Source organism: Pseudomonas sp. FP1762 (genome assembly GCF_030687105.1).
Classification (GTDB): domain Bacteria; phylum Pseudomonadota; class Gammaproteobacteria; order Pseudomonadales; family Pseudomonadaceae; genus Aquipseudomonas; species Aquipseudomonas siliginis.
Window position 1 is genome coordinate 3,007,234 of the sequence record NZ_CP117458.1, and the last position, 20,331, is coordinate 3,027,564.

The following is a 20,331-nucleotide window of genomic DNA, read 5'->3' on the forward strand; positions in this document are numbered from 1 at the left end:
AATCATTCTGGAGCTTCAGATGTCTGCGCCACACGATCATGGCTCGTCCACAGTGTCCCTCGAAGCACTGACGCAACTGCTTGAAACGATTTTTCTGCGCCACGGCACCTCCAGCGAAGTCGCACGGGTACTCGCCGTCAACTGCGCCAACGCCGAACGCGACGGCGCTCATAGTCATGGCGTGTTTCGCATCCCCGGTTATGTCTCGACGCTGAAAAGCGGCTGGGTCAATGGCCATGCCGTGCCACAGGTTGAAGATGTCGCGCCGGGGTTTGTCCGGGTTGACGCTGGCAACGGTTTTGCCCAGCCAGCGTTGGCAGCGGCCCGACCACTGCTGATCGAGAAGGCGCGTCATGCCGGGATCGCGGTGCTGGCGATTCGCAACTCGCATCATTTCGCCGCTTTGTGGCCGGATGTCGAGCCCTTCGCCGACGAAGGTCTGGTGGCGCTGAGCGTGGTCAACAGCATGACCTGCGTGGTGCCCCATGGCGCTGATCGGCCATTGTTCGGTACCAATCCGATTGCCTTCGCCGCGCCAAGGGCCAACGCCGCGCCGATTGTGTTCGATCTTGCCACCAGCGCCATCGCTCATGGCGATGTGCAAATCGCAGCGCGCAAGGGTGAAAAACTCCCGGCCGGCATGGGCGTCGACAGCCTCGGCCAGCCGACCCAGGACCCCAAAGCGATTCTCGAAGGCGGCGCCTTGTTGCCGTTTGGCGGCCATAAAGGCTCGGCGCTGTCGATGATGGTCGAGTTGCTGGCGGCGGCATTGACCGGCGGCAATTTCTCATTCGAGTTTGACTGGTCCAACCATCCCGGCGCGAAAACGCCATGGACCGGCCAGCTGTTGATCGTCATCGACCCGAGCAAAGCGGCGGGGCAGAGCTTTGCCCAGCGCAGTGAGGAGCTGGTGCGGCAGATGCACGGGGTCGGGCTCAAGCGTTTGCCGGGGGATCGCCGGCATTTGCAGCGCAGTCGTTCAATGGCGCAAGGGATCGTACTGGATGAGCAGACGCTGGGGCAGTTGCGGGAGTTGGCGGGGGAGTGAGTCTTTTGTTGTTCTGACGATTGCAGTGACAAGGTCAAAAGCCCCTCACCCTAGCCCTCTCCCGGGGGGAGAGGGGACTGACCGCGTGGTTTGAGCGAGGTACGCCGACTTGGGATACCGAGTTGAATTCAGTAATCGAAAAGCAAAGCGGTGGGCATTAAAAAAGCGAACCCTGAGGTTCGCCTTTTTCTGTGCGCCTGACTCAGCGACGGCCGAGCAGCAGGCCCACCACCAGGCCGAAACCGGCGGAGATCGCCACGGTTTGCCAAGGGTGACCACCGATGTAGTTTTCGGTGGCTTCGACGGCGGGTTTGGTGCGATCGCGCACGCTGGACACCGAATCCAGTGCCAGCTGCAGTTTCTGGGCGATTTGTGCACGCAGCGTTTCTGCTTCTTCGCCGACCAGTGAAGCGCTGCTCTTGAGCAGTTTGTCCGATTCTTCGATCAGAGCCTGAAGCTCGCTGAAAGCTTGATCCTTGATTTGCTCTTCGGCAGCTTGCGAGGCGGTTTTACGGGCCATTGGGTGACTCCTTGCAGGTGAATGGACAGTGACCAATGGAGTGTAGCGGCAGGCCAAAAGTTGCATGTCATTCGCGGAGAAGGGAAAAACCTGCACCGGAGATTTCCATCGAGCGTGTAAGATGTCGCCATTTTACGCAGCAGGATAAATCCCCATGAGTTTCAATCTGGCCGACAAATCCCTCGCAGAGCGCGCAGCGCTGGAAGATGAGAAATCCCGTCTGTTCGAACTCTGGCAGAACAATCTGGGCAAAGCCAAAGGCGAAGCCGCGCGCTTGTTTGGGGAGCGCTCCAAGCGCAAGGGCAAATGGGCCGAGTGGGTCCGCGCCGAACTGGACGGCATGTCGCCGCCGGAGTTCGCCAACATGGTGCGCAGTGAAGTCAATCGCCTGATGGCGGCGAACAAATAATACGCTTCACGCCTGGCTGAACGTGGCGGCAATCGCCTCGCGAACCTTGACCAGCACCGGATCGATCTGCGTGCTGGTGCGCCAGCCCAGTTCCACCGGATAGCGCGGTAAAGCCAGAGGGCAGGGCAGCAACGCCAGCCCGCTCAGCGTCGCGATGCTTGCGGCGGCATGGGCCGGGATGGTCGCCACCGCCTGACTGCCCTTGAGCAGGAAGGGCAGCGCGGCGAAATGCGTGGTCGACGCGCAGACTCGCCGGCTCAAGCCCACTGCCGCCAATCCCTCATCGGTGATGCCGATAAAGCCGCCCGACGACACCAGAATGTGCTCGCGTTCAACGAACTCTTGCAACGCGATCTGCTGTTGGCCTGGCGCGAGACTGGCCGGGTCGACCAGACACGCATAGCCGCCTTCCCCCAACACCTGACGACTGAGCAGGCGCTCGGAAAAGCCGCCGGCAGTGATCGCCAGGTCGATGCTGCGTTCCATCAGCGCGCGGGCAACGATCTGGCTGTGGGTCTGGCGAAATATCAACCGCAGCTTCGGCGCACGGCGGGCGATTTCCTCGATCAAGTGGCGCCCGTAGGCAATTTCAAAATCATCTGACAGACCGATCGCCACCGAACGTCCTTCGTATTGATTGGCCACCGGATCGAGCATGGCCAGGCTTTGCCGGCATTTGTTGAGCGCATCGCTGATCACCGGTTTCAGCTGATTGGCTTGCAGGGTCGGCGCCAGTCCGCGCCCGGTGCGCACGAACAACTGATCGCCATACACCTCACGCAAGCGGCGCAATGCCGCGCTGACTGCCGATTGCGTTACGCCCAGGCGCAGGGCGGCGCGACTGGCACTGGATTCGTCGTGCAGCGCTTCGAAGACTTTCAGCAGGTTGAGGTCAATGTCGGCGATATTCATTTGGCTCATATCATTCAGCAGTCGGCAGGGCTTTATTCATGATCGCGTGACGCTGGAGAATCGGCAACACCTGAACCTGATGGAGTAAATACGATGGCCAGATCCATAGTGGCGGCGTTGCAGATCGGTGCATTGCCCGGCGGCAAAGGCGAAACCCTGGAACAGATCCTTGCTTGGGAAGACGCAATCCGCGAATCCGGCGCCGCGTTGGTGGTGATGCCGGAAGCCTTGCTCGGCGGCTACCCGAAGGGCGAGGGCTTCGGCACCCAATTGGGCTACCGACTGCCCGAGGGGCGTGAGGCGTTCGCACGTTATTTTGCCAACGCCATCGATGTACCGGGCGCCGAAATCGAAGCGCTGGCCGGATTGTCAGCGCGCACCGGAGCCAATCTGGTGATCGGCGTGATCGAGCGCGCTGGCAGCACGTTGTATTGCACGGTGCTGTATTTCGATCCGCAGGCCGGGCTGCTCGGCAAACACCGCAAGCTGATGCCCACCGGCACCGAGCGACTGATCTGGGGCAAGGGTGACGGCTCGACGCTGCCGGTGTTCGACACCCAGGTCGGCAAGCTTGGCGCCGTGGTCTGCTGGGAAAACATGATGCCGCTGCTGCGCACGGCGATGTATGCCAAGGGCGTTGAGGTCTGGTGCGCGCCGACCGTGGACGAGCGCGAGATGTGGCAGGTCAGCATGCGCCACATCGCCCACGAAGGCCGCTGTTTCGTGGTCAGCGCCTGTCAGGTGCAGGCCTCGCCGGATGATTTGGGGGTGGAGATTGCCAATTGGCCGGGTGATCGACCGTTGATTGCCGGTGGCAGCGTGATCGTCGGTCCGATGGGCGATGTGCTGGCGGGGCCGTTGCGCGGGGAAGCGGGCTTGCTCACGGCGGAAATCGACACTGATGAACTGATCCGCGCGCGGTATGACTACGATGTGGTCGGCCACTACGCGCGGCCGGATGTCTTCGAGTTGACCGTTGATGAGCGTGCGAAGCCGGGGGTGCGGTTCAACTCCTGACCTTGATACTTGTTTTGAACCTGTGGGAGCTGGCTTGCCAGCGATGGGGCCATGTCAGTCGACATCTTTTTTTGGCAGATGCACCGCTATCGCTGGCAAGCCAGCTCCCACAGGGATCGGTGTCCGATCAGAAAACTTTTTACCAAGTCGCCGCACTCGCTTTAGGCAGGCTCAACTTGCCGCTGTCGGTAAAGCGCATCGTGCCAAACAACCCGCCCGCCAGTTTGCCGCGCAGCACGTAGGGCAGATTATCGAGGCTTTGCGTCTGGCTCAGCCCCAATGTCTGGCGCAGCACCGAGAACGCCGAGACGCTGACCGGCACCGTGACAATGGCTTCAGAGAAACGCGGGATCGAGCCGCTCTGATCGCTCACACCCGAAGCCAGCGAATGACCATTGACCTCCAGATCCAGGGCGATGCCGTTGTAATCGATCGCCGTTTCATTGGGGTTCTGTACGCGCAGCTTGATCGCGAAGCGTACCTCCAGTTCCTGGCTGGGTAACGGTTCGAGGCCGACCACGTTGATGTTCACCGGATCGCGGTTGGGAAACAGCGCGCAGGCGCTGAGCGACAACAGCACAAGCGACAGGATGACGGCGTGGACGCGGCGCATAAAAATCTCTCGACAAAAAAAGGGCTGAACCGTCGCCGGTGCAGCCCTTTTTTTCGAGGCGTGACGTCAGCGGTTCAACTGTGCGACAGCCGCCGCTTGGCCGGGTTCACCTTTGGCGGCGACGTCGGGGTTTTCCATGACCTGCAGAATCGACGCTTCCGGGTCGAAATCATCTTCTTCCAGCTCGATGAATTCTTCCGGCAGGAAGATGTTCAGCACGATAGCGCACAACGCACCGACAGTGATTGGCGATTCGAAGATGTTGCGCAGCGCTTGCGGCAGTTCGCGCAGGACTTCCGGCACCGCCGCGATGCCCAGGCCCATGCCCAGCGAGATCGCCACGATCAGCATGTTGCGTCGATGCAGGCCGGCTTCGGCGAGGATCTTGATCCCGGCCACGGCGACGGTGCCGAACATCACCAGCTCAGCGCCGCCCAGCACCGGTTTCGGCATCAGTTGCAGCACCGCGCCGATCATCGGGAACAAACCGAGCAACACCAGCAGCCCGGCGATGAAAAACGCCACGTAGCGGCTGGCCACGCCGGTCAACTGGATCACGCCGTTGTTTTGCGCGAAGGTCACCATCGGCATGCTGTTGAACACTGCCGCCATGGCCGAGTTGAGACCATCGGCGAGCAGGCCGGATTTGATCCGGCGGATGTACAACGGGCCTTTCACCGGTTGCCGGGAGATCATCGAGTTGGCGGTCAGGTCACCGGCCGCTTCCAGCGGCGACACGAGGAAAATCACCGCCACCGGCACGAACGCCACCCAATCGAAGTTGAAACCGTACTTGAACGGCACCGGCACGCTGACCAACGGCACCTCGGGCATCGAAGCGAAATCCACCGTACCCATCAGCCAGGCCACCACGTAGCCAAGGGTCAGGCCGATGACGATCGCGCCCAGGCGCAGAAACGGCACGTCGACACGGTTCAACACAACGATGGTGCCGATCACCAGCGCCGCCAGAAACACATGGCTGGCCGCGCCGAGATCAGGCGCACCGAAGCCGCCGGCGATGTCGGTCATCGCCACTTTGATCAGCGACAGGCCCATCAGCGTGATGATCGTGCCGGTGACTACCGGGGTGATCAGCATGCGCAGCTTGCCGATGAACTGGCTGAGCACCACTTCGATGAAGGCAGCGAAGAAGCACACGCCGAAGATGGTCGAGAGGATTTCGTCAGTGCCACCGCCGCGCGCCTTGACCATGAAACCGGCGCTGAGAATCACACTGATAAAGGAAAAACTGGTGCCTTGCAGACACAGCAGACCGGAACCCACCGGGCCGAAGCGCTTGGCCTGGACAAAGGTGCCAAGGCCGGAGACGAACAGCGCCATGCTGATCAGGTAGGGGATTTCACTGTGCAGACCGAGGGCGCCACCCATGATCAGGGTCGGGGTGATGATGCCGACGAAACTCGCCAGCACGTGCTGCAACGCGGCGAACACCGTGGCGGTCAGGTGCGGACGGTCGTTGAGGCCGTAGATCAGGTCGTTGTTGCGCGGGGTTTTGTCAGAGGCGGTCATGGTGATGTGCGCGCCGCAAGGCGGGGCCGGGTCAGAAAATGGGTGCGCAGAATGCCGGAAGAGGGCGGCGAGGGCAACGAGCAATAACTGCCTGAAAGGTCAGGTTTTACTGCCTATGTGGGAGCGAGCCTGCTCGCGAAAGCGGTGGCTCAGTCTGCATCTCGGTGACTGACGAGCCGCCTTCGCGAGCAGGCTCGCTCCCACAATGATCGTCCACGCCCGTTAATCAGCAATGGCCAATCGCCCGTGGCATACTCCCGCGCATGACTTTCGACTCTCCCCTCAGTGCCTGGCAATACGCGGTCGACCACAAGGGTTTCATCCAGGATGAAGCTCAGGAACACGCGGTCTGGGCCTTACAGAAATGCCATGAAGCCTTGCACGCCGGTGCCCCTTCGATCAGCGGCGTGTACCTGTGGGGGCCGGTCGGGCGCGGCAAGACCTGGTTGATGGATCAGTTCTACCAGAGCCTGCGCGTGCCGGCGCGGCGTCAACACTTTCATCACTTCATGGGCTGGGTACATCAGCGTTCGTTTCAACTCAGTGGCATCGCCGATCCGTTGCGCGCCTTGGCCAAAGAGCTGGCCGGCGAAGTGCGGGTGCTGTGTTTCGATGAACTGTTCGTCAATGACATCGGCGACGCGATCATTCTCGGCCGGCTGTTTCAGGTGATGTTCGAGGAAGGCGTAGTGGTGGTCTGCACGTCCAACCTGCCGCCTGATGACCTGTACGCGGACGGCTTCAATCGCGACCGTTTCACGCCGGCGATTGCGGCGATCAAGGCACACATGACAGTGGTCGCGGTGAATGGCGCCGAGGATCATCGCTTGCATCCCGGAGCGATCGAGCAGCGCTATTTTGTCAATGAAGCCGATTCACCGAGCGCACTGGGTGCCGTGTTCAAGTCGCTGGCTGTAGATGAGACTGTCAGTGAGGAGCCAGTCGCCGTGGGCCACCGCACGCTCAACGTCGTGCAAGCCAGCGAATCGGTGCTGTGGTGCCGCTACAGCGATCTGTGCGAACAACCTTTCGCCGCCATGGACTTCATTGCCCTGTGTGATCGCTACCGGGCTATTCTGTTGAGCGAAGTGCCGAACCTCAGCGCACAAAAACGCGAAGGGCGCATTGCGCGGGGCACCGAAGATGGCGCTGAGCGCGTGGTCGCCGGTGACCGGGAATTGCCGCAGTTATCGGTGCATGACGACGGCGTTCGCCGCTTTATCGCGCTGGTCGACGAATGCTACGACCGCAAGGTGCCGCTGTACGTCGAGGCAAGCGTACCGATGGACGCGCTATACACCGAGGGCTACCTGGAATTCCCGTTCCGCCGCACCCTCAGCCGTTTGCAGGAGATGCAATTGCAGCGCTTCGCTGAAGCCTGAAAGAAGAGGGCGCCGACATGAGTCAACCGCTGTCCCATCATTTGCTGACCATGGCCTATCAGAATGCCTGGGCCAATCACCGCCTGGCAAAGGCCTGGAGCCAGCTCGACACCACTGAACTGGCGGCGGCACGGGTGAGCTTCTTCCCCAGCATCCGCCTCACGCTCAACCACATTCTCACTTGCGACTGGTTCTACGTCGACGCGCTGGAGCGGGAATTGCGCGGTGACGAGCCACACCCTGATTGCTATGTTTTCTTCAATGCAGACGAGCCGTTTACCGAGGCTGCGGCGCTGCGTGCAGAACAGGCCCGCGTTGATCGCCGCCTGATCGCCTATTGCGAGCAACTGCGCGATGCCGACCTGTCGAGAATCGTCACCATCGCCCGTGACATGCCGCAACATGACAGCCGCCTGCGCATGCTCTCGCACCTGTTCGAGCACCAGCTCCATCATCGTGGCCAGGTGCACGCCATGCTCAGCGGCACGGCGGTCAAGCCACCGCAACTGGATGAATTTTTCTGTGTCGGCGAAAGCGCATTGCGTGCCGAAGACTTCGCCGAACTGGGCTGGACCGAAGAGCTCATCTGGGGCCACTGACCACGAAAGATCGCAGCTTTTCAAGTTGCCCTCTCCGGCGCACCCAAGCTAAGGTCCCCCCCAGGCCTTTCAGCTAGCACCTTGCGCGCCGGGGCTTTTTGCTTATCGGGGATGGAAATGGATTCCGCAGAAATACTCGTACTTCAGGCCAGCTACAGCAACCCGGTGCACGCCGAAGCCATCGGCATCGTGCTCAACCACTACGCCGAAGATCCCATGGGCGGCGGTCATCCGATCGCGCCCGAACTGCTGCAACGCCTGCCCGAAGAGCTCGCCCGCCGCCCGCATGCCTTCAGCGTGCTGGCCTTCGTCGGCGGCGAACCGGCCGGGCTGGTCAACTGCTTTGAAGGCTTCTCTACTTTCGCCTGTAAACCGCTGGTCAACGTTCACGACGTCGCCGTGGTCGGCAAATTTCGCGGCCTGGGGCTCAGTCAGAAAATGCTGCAGAGGGTAGAAGAGATCGCCCGTCAGCGCGGCTGCTGCAAGATCACCCTGGAAGTGCTGGAAGGCAATGCGGTGGCGCAGGGTTCATATCGCAAATTCGGCTTTGCACCGGGGATGTTCAATCCAGATCACGGGCGGATGCTGTTCTGGATAAAGGATTTACAGGCCTGAAGGCTCCTCACCGCCAATCACCAACATAAAAAAAGGCGCCCCGATCAGGGCGCCTGAACTGTCATCTTCCGGGCCAGAGCGGAGACACGGAAGGTCCATCGGTTGCTCGGTAAAGCTCAGTCGCGATAGGACTCGGTCACCTGCGCCGTCTGGTCAGCAGGGACGCGAATTTCTTTCGCACTGGCGTCGGCCTTCTGCTCGCTTTGCGCGTGCTGGACCGGGAAATTGTCGTAGTAATAACGCATGCGTTCGGCACCGCCTTCAGCGAAGGCGCTGGTGGAGCCGAGGGCGAGCAGGGTGGTGAGAATGAAGGTAGTGGTTTTCATGGTGCCTCCTACTGAACAAGTGGGAGTCGGTTCGTCCGTGAAGCAGACCGCGAAAGAAGTCTGCGTCGCGGCCATTAACAATGGGTTAACGCTGGTTCAGCGCAAATATTGCGGCGTATTACAGAAACACTGCGGCCGATGGGCACAAAAAAGGGCCTTCTCGGCCCTTTGTCGTTTTACTTCTGCGCGACTTCCGCCGGAGCAGGGTGTTTGGGCTTCATCAAACTGAAGTCAATCAACGCGCGCCTCGGCGCCTGGTACGGGTCGCCAATCAACAGCTTGCGCGGTACAAAGCTGTCGCTGACCAGGCTTTTGCTGCGATCCAGTTCATCGGAACTCAACCCGGCCAGATCCGCCCAGGTGTGAATGAGTTGCGAGCTGCTGTACGGGCGGCTGAGGTCGCCGGCGAAGTTCCAGTCGTGGTTTTCCTTCCACTTCGGCGAGGCCCAGGCCATGAACGGGATGGTGTACATCGGCGCGGTCGGTTTGTTTTCGTTGCGCCCCAGCATGCCGTGACCGGCGGAGTCGAAGACATCTTCACCGTGGTCGGAGAGGTACAGCAGGAAGCCATTCGGGTCGGTCTTGGCGTAGTCCTTGATCAGGCTCGAGACCACGAAGTCGTTGTACAGCACGGCATTGTCATAGCTGTTGTAGGTCGGTACCTGATCGTCACGCACGCCAGCCGGAACGCCCTGGCGATCCTTGAACTTGTCGAACGTCGGCGGATATCGGTACTGGTAGCTCATGTGCGTGCCGAGCAGGTGCACGACGATCAGCTTGCGCGGCGCCGCATCGGCCAGCGCCTTGTTGAACGGCTCGATGACGTCGCCATCGTACTGCGCCGAGTTCTGGTTGCGGTTGTTGTTCAGGTACACCTGCTCGTCGGCCTGTTCGGAGAAGGTCGTGAGCATGGTGTTGCGCTTGGTCATGGTCTGCTGGTTGGTGATCCAGAAAGTCTTGTAACCGGCCTGTTTCATCACGCTGACCAGCGATGGCGTCGACAGGTACAGGTCGGGGTTCTGCTCGTCAGCGAAGGTCAACACTTGCTGCAGCGCTTCGATGGTGTAAGGGCGCGGGGTGATGACGTTGTCGAAGATCGCCAGTTGATCCTTGAGTTTGTCCAGTTCCGGCGTGGTGCTGCGCGGATAACCGTAGAGGCTCATGCGCTGACGGTTGGTCGATTCGCCGATCACCAGCACCAAAGTCGCCGGTTGCCCGGCCGAGGCGTCCTTGAGGTTTTTCAGCGGCGGGATCTTGCTGGCACTGTCGAGCATGCCTTGCATGTCCCCCAGCGTTTCCAGATAGCGGTGATACGCCACGGCCATCTGCCACGGCACGGCGGGCTCGATGCGGGTTTCGAATTTCTCGAAGCCTTCGGCGAAATTGCCCATGCGCATGGTTTGTTTGATCAGCGGGTAGCCGGCGACGGCGATCACGATTGCGGTGGCTGCAACCAGTGCGCGACCACGGGGCATGTACACCGGGCGCAGCCGCGTCCACAGAAAGTAAGCGAACGCGGTATGGGCGAGGAACGCCGGGATCATCCACCAGGCGAAATACTGCGTCATGTACTCGCCCGCTTCCGACACGTTCGACTCGAACATGATGAAGATGACGCTCTGCGAGAATTCCTGCTGATAAATGAAGAAGTAACCCAGGCTGGCCATCGAGCAAGCCCACAGCACCACACCGATGATTGCCGCAAGCAGACGCGTCTGTTTGGGGAACAGCAGCATCGGCGCCAGCCACAGCGCGCTCATCACGAATGCCTGACGAAATCCCGTGAAACCAGACGTGCCGGTCAGCTGGATCAGCAGTTGAGTGATGCCCGAGAAGTACCAGAAGAAGACGAACAACCAGATGAATCCGGCCCAGTCGAAACCGGTCGCAGTCGTTTTGCTGCGTTTGAACAATGCCATTCAGCGCTCCAGCTCAATCATCAGACCCACGCCGGAAACGCTTCCATGACACCGACGAACAGAGGCCGTACACGCAGGCACGGCCAGAATGGGGCGAAGTATCCCCAAGGGCTTGTGAAAGATTTGTTAAGCGCCGCTGTTGGTGTGTATCAAGCGGTCAGGGGTGCAACGTGTCGGGAACGACGAGGGCCGTTCCCGAAGCAGGCGGGGATCAGGCGTGGGGTGCGCGCTGCACAACCGGACGCGGTTGCGGCTGCGAGCCCTGGGTCAATGCGCGCAATTGCGCCAATTCGTGCTTCAACTGGTCGCGCTCGTCTTTCAACTGGCGCAATTCATCGCGACGGATCGTAACGTAGAGGGTTTGTGGCGGCATTGCTGTATGTACTGTGCCCATTGCTCACCTCGCAAATGGCGTGCATCAACTGTAAGTCACTCCTCGTTTTGAGGCGCTTGACTTACTATCGGCGCCAATTTTGATTTCTTTTGCCCTGGAAGGGAACTTTTTTATTTTTCATGGTCGGTGTGTCTTCGGCAGGATTCGGGGCGTTATCACTCTGGATCGGGCACAATGCCCGGAAACTTCATCGCAACGCTCTGGACTAACCTCCATCAGTCGCGTTGGGCTATAACCAATGACACACATTTATTTGTAGTAAGGAGCATCAGCACATGCAACTCGGGATTATTGGACTGGGCCGCATGGGCGGCAATATTGCGCGACGTCTGATGCTCAACGGGCACACCACCGTTGTTTACGACCGCAATACCGCTTTCATCGATAACCTGGTCGCCGAGGGCTCCACCGGCGTCGCCGACTTGCCAGCACTGGTTGCCGGCCTCGACAAGCCACGCGCGGTCTGGGTCATGCTGCCGGCGGGCGCACCGACCGAAGACACCATCAACACCCTGAGCGAACTGCTCGAACCCGGCGATACCATCATCGACGGCGGCAACACCAACTACAAGGATGACATTCGCCGGGCCAAAACCCTGAACGACAAGGGCCTGCACTACATCGACGTCGGCACCTCCGGCGGCGTCTGGGGCCTGGAACGCGGTTATTGCATGATGATCGGTGGCGATGCCGAAACCGTGCAGCGTCTCGATCCGCTGTTCGCCGCACTGGCGCCGGGCATGGGCGACATTCCGCGCACCAAGGATCGCAAGTCCGATGACCACCGTGCCGAGCACGGTTACATCCACGCCGGTCCCGCCGGCGCCGGGCACTTCGTGAAGATGATTCACAACGGCATCGAGTACGGCATGATGGCCGCGTTCGCCGAGGGCTTCGATATTCTCAAGACCAAATCCAGCGAACGCCTGCCGGAAGATCAGCGATTTGATCTGAACGTGGCCGATATCGCTGAAGTCTGGCGTCGTGGCAGCGTGGTGTCGTCGTGGTTGCTTGACCTGACTGCCGACGCACTGGCCAGCGATCCGAAGCTCGACGGTTTCTCCGGTTCCGTGGCTGACAGCGGCGAAGGCCAATGGACCATCGAAGCGGCCATGGAGCAAGCAGTGCCAGTACCGGTGCTTTCCAACTCGCTGTTCTCCCGTTACCGCTCGCGCGGGCAGGGCACCTTCGGTGACAAGATCCTGTCGGCACAACGCTTCGGCTTCGGCGGCCACGTGGAGACCGCGAAAAAATGACCCATACGATCCGCAGAAAATCCAAGGCAGAACCCGCACCACCGACCACGCTATTCCTGTTCGGTGCCCACGGCGACCTGGTCAAGCGCCTGCTCATGCCGGCGCTGTACAACCTCAGTCGCGACGGTCTGCTCGACGAAAACCTGCGGATCGTCGGCGTTGATCACAACGCCATTACCGATGAAGCCTTTGCGCAGAAGCTCGAAGACTTCATCCGTACCGAAGTGGCGGCGAAGGTCGGCAAGGGCGATCAGATGCTTGATCCGGTCTTGTGGGCCAAGCTCGCCAAAGGCATCAGCTACGTCCAGGGCGATTTCCTGGACGACAGCACCTATTCAGCCCTGGCGGCGAAAATCGCCGACAGCGGCACCGGCAACGCGGTGTTCTACCTGGCCACCGCGCCACGTTTCTTCAGTGAAGTGGTGCGCCGCCTCGGCAGCGCCGGTTTGCTGGAAGAAACCCCCGAAGCGTTCAGAAGAGTGGTGATCGAGAAGCCGTTCGGCTCCGATCTGCACACCGCCGAAGCCTTGAACGCGTGCCTGCTCAAGGTCATGAGCGAGAAGCAGATCTACCGGATCGACCATTACCTGGGCAAGGAAACCGTGCAGAACATCCTGGTCAGCCGGTTCTCCAACAGCCTGTTCGAAGCGTTCTGGAACAATCATTACATCGACCACGTGCAGATCACCGCGGCGGAAACTGTCGGTGTGGAAACCCGTGGCAGCTTTTACGAACACACCGGCGCACTGCGCGACATGGTGCCCAATCACCTGTTCCAGCTGTTGGCCATGGTGGCCATGGAACCGCCGGCTGCTTTCGGCGCTGACGCGGTGCGTGGCGAGAAGGCCAAAGTGGTCGGGGCGATTCGTCCCTGGTCGACAGAGGAGGCCCGGGCCAACTCGGTGCGCGGCCAGTACAGCGCCGGCGAGCGCGATGGCCAGCCATTGAAGGGTTATCGCGAAGAAGCCAACGTGTCGCCCGACAGCACCACGGAAACCTACGTCGCGCTCAAGGTGATGATCGACAACTGGCGCTGGGTCGGCGTGCCGTTCTATCTGCGCACCGGCAAGCGCATGAGCGTGCGCGACACCGAAATCGTCATCTGCTTCAAACCGGCGCCGTACGCACAGTTCCGCGACACCGAAGTCGACGAGTTGCAACCGACTTACCTGCGCATCCAGATCCAGCCAAACGAAGGCATGTGGTTCGACTTGCTGGCCAAGCGGCCGGGGCCGGCGCTGAACATGGCCAATATCGAGCTGGGTTTTGCGTATAAGGATTTCTTCGAGATGCAGCCTTCCACCGGCTACGAAACCTTGATCTACGACTGCCTGACCGGTGATCAGACGCTGTTCCAGCGTGCCGACAACATCGAGAACGGTTGGCGAGCCGTGCAGCCTTTCCTTGATGCCTGGCAGCAGGATGCGAGCGTCGAGACGTATGCGGCTGGCGAAGATGGCCCGCAAGCAGCCGAAGATCTCCTGACTCGCGATGGTCGCGTCTGGCACGGCCTGGGATGAGTGATTTGCCGAAACAACCCATACGTTTTCTGCTCAGCGACATGGACGGCACGCTGTTGCTGCCGGATCACACGCTGAACCAACGCACCATCGAAGCCGTGCGCTCGCTGCGCGATGCCGGCGTGCTGTTCAGCCTCGCCAGCGGCCGTCCGCCGAAAGCCATGTTGCAGCAGATCGAGGCGCTAGGCGTTGATCTGCCGACAGCGGCGTTCAATGGCGGCACCATCGTCAAAGCGGACGGCACGCTGCTGGCCGCGCATTATTTGCCGGCGACCACAGCGCTGATCGCACTGGCACTGTTTGCCGATCAACCGGAGGTGGAAATCTGGGTGTTCAGCGGCGGCGACTGGCTGCTCAAGGACCCGCACGGGCCGATGGTCCCACGTGAACAGAGTGGCCTCGGCTATCCGCCGGTGGTGGTCGAGAGTTTTGAACCGTATCTGGAGCGCATCGACAAGATCGTTGCCACCAGCAACAACACTGAGTTGCTGATTGAGCTGGAGGCGCAGCTGCTGCCCAAGGTCAACGGTATGGCGCAAGTGTCGCGCTCGCAGCCGGTGTATCTCGACGTTACGGCGCTTGAGGCCAACAAAGGCACGGCATTGACGACCATCGCCGAATACCTCGGCGTGCCGCTGGAGCAAACCGCTGTCATCGGCGACGGCGGCAACGACCCGGCGATGTTCAAATGCGCTGGCTTTTCGATTGCCATGGGCCAGGCGGAAGAGGCGGTGAAGCACCAGGCTGATGTCGTTACAGCGCCAAACACTGAAGACGGCGTGGTCCTGGCGATCGAGAAATACATCCTCCCGCACTGACCCAACACCAAAACCAATGTGGGAGCGAGCCTGCTCGCGAAGGCGGTGTGTCATTCAACAGATTCGTTGCCTGACACGACCTCTTCGCGAGCAGGCTCGCTCCCACAGGTTTTCGCGGCGCGTGCAAACCCCGGTAACCCACAGGTTTATTCAGTGTTGCTTAGAGCCAATAGCTCACCGCATACCAGCCCAGCAGTCCCATCACCACGGTATACGGCACCGCCATCCACACCATGCGCCCGTACGACAACCGCACCAGCGGTGCAATCGCCGAGGTCAGCAGGAACAGAAACGCTGCCTGACCATTAGGGGTCGCCACGCTCGGCAGGTTGGTGCCGGTATTGATCGCAATCGCCAATGTCTCGAAGTGCTCGCGAGTCATGTGCCCGGCGAGAAAAGCCTGTTTCACTTCGGTAATGTAAATGGTCGCAACGAATACGTTGTCGCTGATCGCCGAGAGCAAGCCGTTGGCGATGAACAACATGCCCGGCTGTTGATCCATCGGCAGCGCCAACACCCACTCGATCAGTGGGACGAACAGATGCTGATCGTGAATGACCGCCACCACGGCAAAAAACACCACCAGCAGCGCGGTAAACGGCATGGCGTCCTTGAACGCGCTGCCCAGGCGATGCTCGTCGGTGATCCCGGTAAACGCGGTGATCAATACGATCACCATCAATCCGATCAGGCCGACTTCAGCCAGGTGAAACGCCAGGCAACCAATCAGAATCAGTGCCGCCGCACCTTGCACCAGCAGCGCCGCCGTCTGACGAGGCGTGCGTTTGGCGTTGTCCTCGGCAGCGTAGTTGGCCAACACAGCGCGGACGTTGTCCGGCAGCAGCGTGCCGTATCCGAACCAGCGCAGCTTCTCCAGCAGCACGCAAGTAACCAGACCCGCCACCAGTACCGGCAGCGATACCGGGGCAACCTTGGTGAAGAACTCACCGAAATGCCAGCCCATCTCATGACCGATCAGCAGGTTCTGCGGCTCACCGACCAAGGTGCAAACCCCACCGAGCGCTGTGCCGACCGCACCGTGCATCAACAGGCTGCGCAGGAAAGCGCGGAATTGATTCAAGTCCTCATGGTGTCGCGACGGTAAATGCTCATCGTCAGCGAATTCGCTGTCCTCACGTGGATCGTTGCCCGACGCGACCCGGTGATACACCGAGTAAAAGCCGACAGCCGCACTGATGATCACCGCCGTCACGGTCAGCGCATCAAGAAATGCCGAAAGAAATGCCGACAAGAAGCAGAACATCAGCGCCAGAATTGCTTTCGAGCGCACGCCCAACAGCAGGCGCGAGAAGAGAAACAGCAGCAGATCTTTCATGAAGTAGATGCCGGCAACCATGAACATCAGCAGCAGGATCACCGGAAAGTTGTGCAGCAACTCATCGTAAAGCGCTTGCGGCGTGGTCATCTTCAACAGCAACGCTTCAATCAACAGCAGGCCGCCGGGCATCAACGGATAACACTTGAGCGCCATGGCCAGGGTGAAGATGAATTCGATCACCAGCAACCAGCCTGCGGCGACCGGGCCGATGGTGAACAGCACCACGGCGTTGAGAATGAGAAAACCGACGATGGTCGCCTTGTACCAGCGTGGCGATTGCCCGAGGAAGTTGTGCGCGAACGCCTGGGCGATTGAACCGGACATCGGCTGCTCCTTTTATTTAGAAGCGCGAAAGTTGCCGGATGTTTCAAGGAAGATCAAGTCGCCGATAACCTCGATCCTGTTGAATGCTCTATGGATTCAGATAACGCGCAACCATTGCCCGGTAGTTGCCATCCAGCGAATAGCCACCTACCACAATCGCCCCGTCAGTATGTACGGTCAGTGAATTGGCGGTATCGAGACTTCGCCCCAGTCGCGTGCGCAACCAGCCATGGCCCTCACCGAACGCTGGATCAAGGCTGCCATCGAGTTGATAGCGCGCCACCATGAAGTCAGCTTCGACTCCGCCGATGGTCGCGCCCACGGCGACGATGCGGCCGTCGCTCATTTGCTGGGCGGCGTTCCATTGGCATCCGCTGGGGCCGATGTCCAACACCTGTGGCTGGCCATGATGACAGTGCAGGTCCGGTCGACCGTTGGCGTGCAGGACAAACGTCAAACAGCGGATTGGATCGCGGCTGCTGCCGAAGCAATAAAGCCTGTCATCGCACTCAATGATCTGGCTGACCTGAGCGCTGTTGCCGTGAGCCTTGAAGGCCATGAAGCCATCGACGGCGAAGCGCTCATCCAGGCTGCCATCGGGCCGATACACCGCCAGCAGGCCATGCTGAGGAAAGTCGATGGAACCTGCGACGACGATGCGCCCATCCTCCTTCAACAACAGCGTGCTCAGCCAGGTATTGAGCAGCAGGTGGCGGACCACGACGAATCCGCGTCCGTTGAATGATTCGTCGAGAAATCCATCGGGCTGCAGGCGGATCAATATGCCGGCGTGGTCGGCAAGGCTGAAATGATGATTGGCGATCAGCAGAATACGGCCGTCTTCCTGCACCACAAAGTCACAGGCTTCGACGCCCGGCACGCCCGGCGGCAACCAGTTGTCGCGGGTGCCCATGGACAGCTCGCCGGGCAGTCGCACCACCTGGAAACCGTCATCGCCGAAGAATCGGTCTGGCTGGCCGTTGGCATCGAACAGGGCGAGGGCGGGCAGGGTGCGTTGGGTGTCTTCATAATGCAGGCCGGCCAGCAGAATCTTGCCGTCGGCTAACACCTGAACCTTGCCGGCCTTGGCTTCGAAACCCTCGACGAAACTGCCGATCACGCTGCCCTGAAAGCCGAACGACAAATCCGCCGACCCATCGGCCAGCAGCCGCGCCAGGCCGAACCGACTTCCCTTGGCCGTACCGACCTTGGCGGCCACCAGAATCCGGCCCTGTGCATCAAGCTCGACATGTTGGGTCTGGCTGGACAAACTGCCGGCAAAGTACACCTGCGCAACACCGCCAATGGCGAATGTCGGGTCGAGCGAACCGGGGGCGGTCCATGCAGTAGGCAGCGCGTAAGGGCTCAGGGTGGACATGCACGCGTCTCCTTGTGCCTGAGCCGATACCCGGTAGTTGGGAGGCTGACTGCACGAGCGAAACATTCAATCCCTGAACCGCGAGAAGTACAACTGGACGAATAAACAGACGACGGTCGCACTGTGCCAGAACAGTGTCTTGTTGAACCAGTCGCAAGCGAGCCAAGTACTTTGGATGAAACTGCGCTGCAAGTACGTTGCTTATTTGACTACGCATACAACAAGGGCGGATGACTTTAACGTCATCCGCCCTAGTTCGGTTATCAGTGTGGCATCGACCAGGATTGCAACTTGTGGCCGTCTTCGCTCAGCTCGGCGCGGGCCTGCTGCAGCAGTTGTTCGAGTTGCGCCGGGTCAGAGTAGGCGCTGCTCGGGATCTGTTTGCGACCGATGTGGGAGTTGGTGCGGTCGACGACGGTCAGGCTCAGTTCGCCATTGCCGTCTTGCGGCGCCCAGGCCACGCATTGAAAAGGCTTGAACGCGTGGTTGGCAATCAAAAGAGCTTCGTTGATACGCAGCGGGGCAGTCATGGGGTCTTCTCTCTATTGGCGCCCAATCAAATGATGTGCCGTCGGTTGGGCTTACCGTGCGGCTGGTTACTTGTACTGATGCACGCAACCGGGGGGCGGGTCACAAGTGAAACAAAGAAATTTCAGATTCTTTACATAACGTAAGTTCGTTTCGTTAAACCTGCACATGTCCGAACACCGCGCTGAATTCACCCCTCACCCCAGCCCTCTCCCCGAGGAGAGGGAGCCGAGTTGTGGGCTTTTCAAACTCGAGTTCGGCTCGGTCTTTCAGATCGGCTGACCTCGCGTATACCTCACCCTAGCCCTCTCCCTCGGGAGAGGGCTAGGGTGAGGGGCCGCTCTTGGATTCACCGCAAATAGTCGATAGCTAACTAACAACCAACTTTCTTATAACTCTTTTAATACCCAGCCTATAAGCAATCGGTACAAGCCCCCGTCAAAATCTTGCTAGTGTTACAACCGGGTCTGCCAAATGACTGTTTTTACGATCATTTATCAAATTTGGCGCCAAGGAACAGTCATGAGCGAAGCGCCTGCATCGAGACGTTTACTGGTGGTCGATCCCTGCGACGACTGTTATCGCCTGTTGCCCGGATTGCGCGCTGTGGGTTGGGATGTCGACAGTTGTAATCTGGAAAACGCCGCATCCCGGGCCTGCGATGTCGGCCTGCTGCGTTTGCAGCCGTTTCACCTGGAACGACCCGAAGCCGTGAAAGAACTGATCAGCCGTAGCGGCACCGAATGGATCGCTGTGCTCAATCAGGAAGTCCTGCGCTTGCAGAACGTCGGCGATTTCGTTTGTGAATGGTTTTTCGATTTCCACACCTTGCCCTTCGACGTTTCCCGCGTACAGGTCACCCTCGGCCGCGCCTTCGGCATGGCACGCCTGCGCGGGCAGGGTACGATTCATGTCGATCAGCCGGAGCACGAACTGCTCGGCGACAGCAAGCCGATCCGCGAACTGCGCAAACTGCTGAGCAAACTGGCCCCGACCGAATCGCCCGTGCTGATTCGCGGCGAAAGCGGCACCGGCAAGGAACTCGTCGCGCGCACCCTGCACCGACAATCCCAGCGCCACAACAAACCTTTTGTAGCGATCAACTGCGGGGCGATTCCCGAGCATTTGATTCAGTCAGAATTGTTCGGCCACGAAAAAGGCGCGTTCACCGGCGCGCACCAGCGCAAGGTCGGACGCATCGAAGCGGCCAATGGCGGCACGTTGTTCCTCGACGAAATCGGCGACCTGCCGCTGGAATTGCAGGCCAATCTCCTGCGCTTTCTGCAGGAAAAGCATATTGAACGGGTAGGGGGCAGTCAGCCGATACCGGTGGATGTGCGCGTGTTGGCCGCTACCCACGTTGACCTGGAAGCAGCAATCGAGAAGAAGCGCTTTCGTGAAGACCTTTATTACCGGCTGAACGTCCTGCAAGTGGTGACCGCGCCGTTGCGTGAACGTCATGGCGATCTATCGATGCTGGCCAACCATTTCTCGCACTTCTACAGCCATGAAACCGGGCGCCGACCAAGAAGCTTCAGCGAAGACGCGCTGATTGCCATGGGCAAGCACGACTGGCCGGGCAATGTGCGCGAGCTGGCTAACCGGGTCAGGCGTGGGTTGGTGTTGGCGGAGGGGAGGCAAATCGAGGCGCGGGATTTGGGATTGATCAGTCAGCATTCCATCGCCACGCCGATGGGCACGCTGGAAGACTACAAGACCCGGGCGGAACGGCAGGCGTTGTGTGATGTGTTGAACCGGCACAGTGATAATTTGAGTGTGGCCGCGAAAGTCCTCGGAGTTTCGCGGCCTACTTTTTATCGGTTGTTGCATAAACATCAAATCAGGTGATTTTAATTAATCTGGAGAGGCGCTAAGTTGCCA

General features: G+C 59.9%; 20 protein-coding genes. 10 read left to right on the plus strand and 10 right to left on the minus strand.

Features of this window, described 5'->3' with window-relative positions:
* The first annotated feature begins 19 nt into the window (after nt 1-19).
* A complete protein-coding gene (locus PSH90_RS13400; protein WP_095179972.1) occupies nt 20-1,048 on the plus strand; it encodes an Ldh family oxidoreductase in 1,029 nt (342 codons plus the stop codon).
* Between the two features lie 202 nt (nt 1,049-1,250).
* Here the strand turns inward: PSH90_RS13400 and PSH90_RS13405 are convergent, their stop codons facing one another.
* Complete coding sequence (locus PSH90_RS13405; protein WP_016774661.1) at nt 1,251-1,568, minus strand: YqjD family protein; 318 nt, start codon at nt 1,566-1,568, stop codon at nt 1,251-1,253.
* Between the two features lie 154 nt (nt 1,569-1,722).
* Here PSH90_RS13405 and PSH90_RS13410 point away from each other — a divergent pair, with 154 nt between their 5' ends.
* Complete coding sequence (locus tag PSH90_RS13410; protein WP_003224595.1) at nt 1,723-1,977, plus strand: hypothetical protein; 255 nt, start codon at nt 1,723-1,725, stop codon at nt 1,975-1,977.
* A gap of 6 nt (nt 1,978-1,983) precedes the next feature.
* Here the strand turns inward: PSH90_RS13410 and PSH90_RS13415 are convergent, their stop codons facing one another.
* Nucleotides 1,984-2,898 carry a LysR family transcriptional regulator gene (locus PSH90_RS13415; protein WP_305383085.1) on the minus strand — a complete coding sequence of 305 codons (915 nt, stop codon included), beginning with the start codon at nt 2,896-2,898 and terminating at the stop codon, nt 1,984-1,986.
* An 84-nt stretch (nt 2,899-2,982) separates the two neighbouring features.
* Between PSH90_RS13415 and PSH90_RS13420 the strand changes: the two genes are divergently transcribed.
* Complete coding sequence (locus tag PSH90_RS13420) at nt 2,983-3,906, plus strand: carbon-nitrogen hydrolase family protein (protein ID WP_305383086.1); 924 nt, start codon at nt 2,983-2,985, stop codon at nt 3,904-3,906.
* Between the two features lie 139 nt (nt 3,907-4,045).
* Here the strand turns inward: PSH90_RS13420 and PSH90_RS13425 are convergent, their stop codons facing one another.
* On the minus strand, nt 4,046-4,519 hold the full coding sequence (locus tag PSH90_RS13425; protein WP_056785875.1) for an LEA type 2 family protein: 474 nt from the start codon (nt 4,517-4,519) through the stop codon (nt 4,046-4,048).
* Nucleotides 4,520-4,585: 66 nt separating this feature from the next.
* The gene (locus tag PSH90_RS13430) at nt 4,586-6,052 is read right to left on the minus strand and encodes a nucleobase:cation symporter-2 family protein (protein ID WP_016774665.1); all 1,467 of its coding nucleotides are present in this window, start codon (nt 6,050-6,052) and stop codon (nt 4,586-4,588) included.
* A 263-nt stretch (nt 6,053-6,315) separates the two neighbouring features.
* Here PSH90_RS13430 and zapE point away from each other — a divergent pair, with 263 nt between their 5' ends.
* The 3 genes from zapE (at nt 6,316) to PSH90_RS13445 (ending at nt 8,648) form a co-directional block, all read left to right on the plus strand.
* Entirely contained in the window at nt 6,316-7,434 is a 1,119-nt protein-coding gene (zapE, locus tag PSH90_RS13435) for a cell division protein ZapE (RefSeq protein ID WP_305383087.1), read from the plus strand.
* A 17-nt stretch (nt 7,435-7,451) separates the two neighbouring features.
* Nucleotides 7,452-8,033, plus strand: a complete 582-nt coding sequence (locus PSH90_RS13440; RefSeq protein ID WP_305383088.1) for a DinB family protein — start codon at nt 7,452-7,454, stop codon at nt 8,031-8,033.
* A gap of 117 nt (nt 8,034-8,150) precedes the next feature.
* Nucleotides 8,151-8,648, plus strand: coding sequence for a GNAT family N-acetyltransferase (locus PSH90_RS13445; protein ID WP_160769110.1), 498 nt, complete (start codon nt 8,151-8,153; stop codon nt 8,646-8,648).
* Nucleotides 8,649-8,764: 116 nt separating this feature from the next.
* Here the strand turns inward: PSH90_RS13445 and PSH90_RS13450 are convergent, their stop codons facing one another.
* From PSH90_RS13450 to PSH90_RS13460, 3 genes are all read right to left on the minus strand, one after another.
* Nucleotides 8,765-8,974, minus strand: coding sequence for a hypothetical protein (locus PSH90_RS13450; protein WP_041479703.1), 210 nt, complete (start codon nt 8,972-8,974; stop codon nt 8,765-8,767).
* Nucleotides 8,975-9,150: 176 nt separating this feature from the next.
* Nucleotides 9,151-10,893, minus strand: coding sequence for a phosphoethanolamine transferase CptA (locus PSH90_RS13455; RefSeq protein ID WP_305383089.1), 1,743 nt, complete (start codon nt 10,891-10,893; stop codon nt 9,151-9,153).
* A gap of 211 nt (nt 10,894-11,104) precedes the next feature.
* On the minus strand, nt 11,105-11,287 hold the full coding sequence (locus PSH90_RS13460) for a DUF6026 family protein (RefSeq protein WP_016774671.1): 183 nt from the start codon (nt 11,285-11,287) through the stop codon (nt 11,105-11,107).
* A 275-nt stretch (nt 11,288-11,562) separates the two neighbouring features.
* Here PSH90_RS13460 and gnd point away from each other — a divergent pair, with 275 nt between their 5' ends.
* Genes gnd through PSH90_RS13475 form a run of 3 tightly spaced genes read left to right on the plus strand, consistent with a single transcriptional unit; the run spans nt 11,563 to nt 14,881 of the window.
* Nucleotides 11,563-12,543 (plus strand): phosphogluconate dehydrogenase (NAD(+)-dependent, decarboxylating), encoded by a 981-nt coding sequence (gene gnd / locus PSH90_RS13465; protein ID WP_095179978.1) that lies wholly within the window; start codon nt 11,563-11,565, stop codon nt 12,541-12,543.
* A complete protein-coding gene (gene zwf / locus PSH90_RS13470; protein WP_252886011.1) occupies nt 12,540-14,063 on the plus strand; it encodes a glucose-6-phosphate dehydrogenase in 1,524 nt (507 codons plus the stop codon). Before gnd ends, zwf begins: the two co-directional genes overlap by 4 nt.
* Complete coding sequence (locus PSH90_RS13475; RefSeq protein ID WP_305383090.1) at nt 14,060-14,881, plus strand: HAD family hydrolase; 822 nt, start codon at nt 14,060-14,062, stop codon at nt 14,879-14,881. Before zwf ends, PSH90_RS13475 begins: the two co-directional genes overlap by 4 nt.
* A 160-nt stretch (nt 14,882-15,041) precedes the next feature.
* On the opposite strand, the gene nhaB is transcribed toward PSH90_RS13475, so the two are convergent.
* The 3 genes from nhaB to PSH90_RS13490 form a co-directional block, all read right to left on the minus strand.
* Entirely contained in the window at nt 15,042-16,544 is a 1,503-nt protein-coding gene (gene nhaB, locus PSH90_RS13480; protein WP_305383091.1) for a sodium/proton antiporter NhaB, read from the minus strand.
* Nucleotides 16,545-16,632: 88 nt separating this feature from the next.
* Nucleotides 16,633-17,922 (minus strand): hypothetical protein, encoded by a 1,290-nt coding sequence (locus PSH90_RS13485; protein WP_305383092.1) that lies wholly within the window; start codon nt 17,920-17,922, stop codon nt 16,633-16,635.
* A 263-nt stretch (nt 17,923-18,185) separates the two neighbouring features.
* On the minus strand, nt 18,186-18,452 hold the full coding sequence (locus PSH90_RS13490) for a hypothetical protein (RefSeq protein WP_016774677.1): 267 nt from the start codon (nt 18,450-18,452) through the stop codon (nt 18,186-18,188).
* Nucleotides 18,453-18,972: 520 nt separating this feature from the next.
* Here PSH90_RS13490 and PSH90_RS13495 point away from each other — a divergent pair.
* Nucleotides 18,973-20,298, plus strand: a complete 1,326-nt coding sequence (locus tag PSH90_RS13495) for a sigma-54 dependent transcriptional regulator (RefSeq protein ID WP_076563015.1) — start codon at nt 18,973-18,975, stop codon at nt 20,296-20,298.
* The last annotated feature ends 33 nt before the right edge of the window (nt 20,299-20,331 follow it).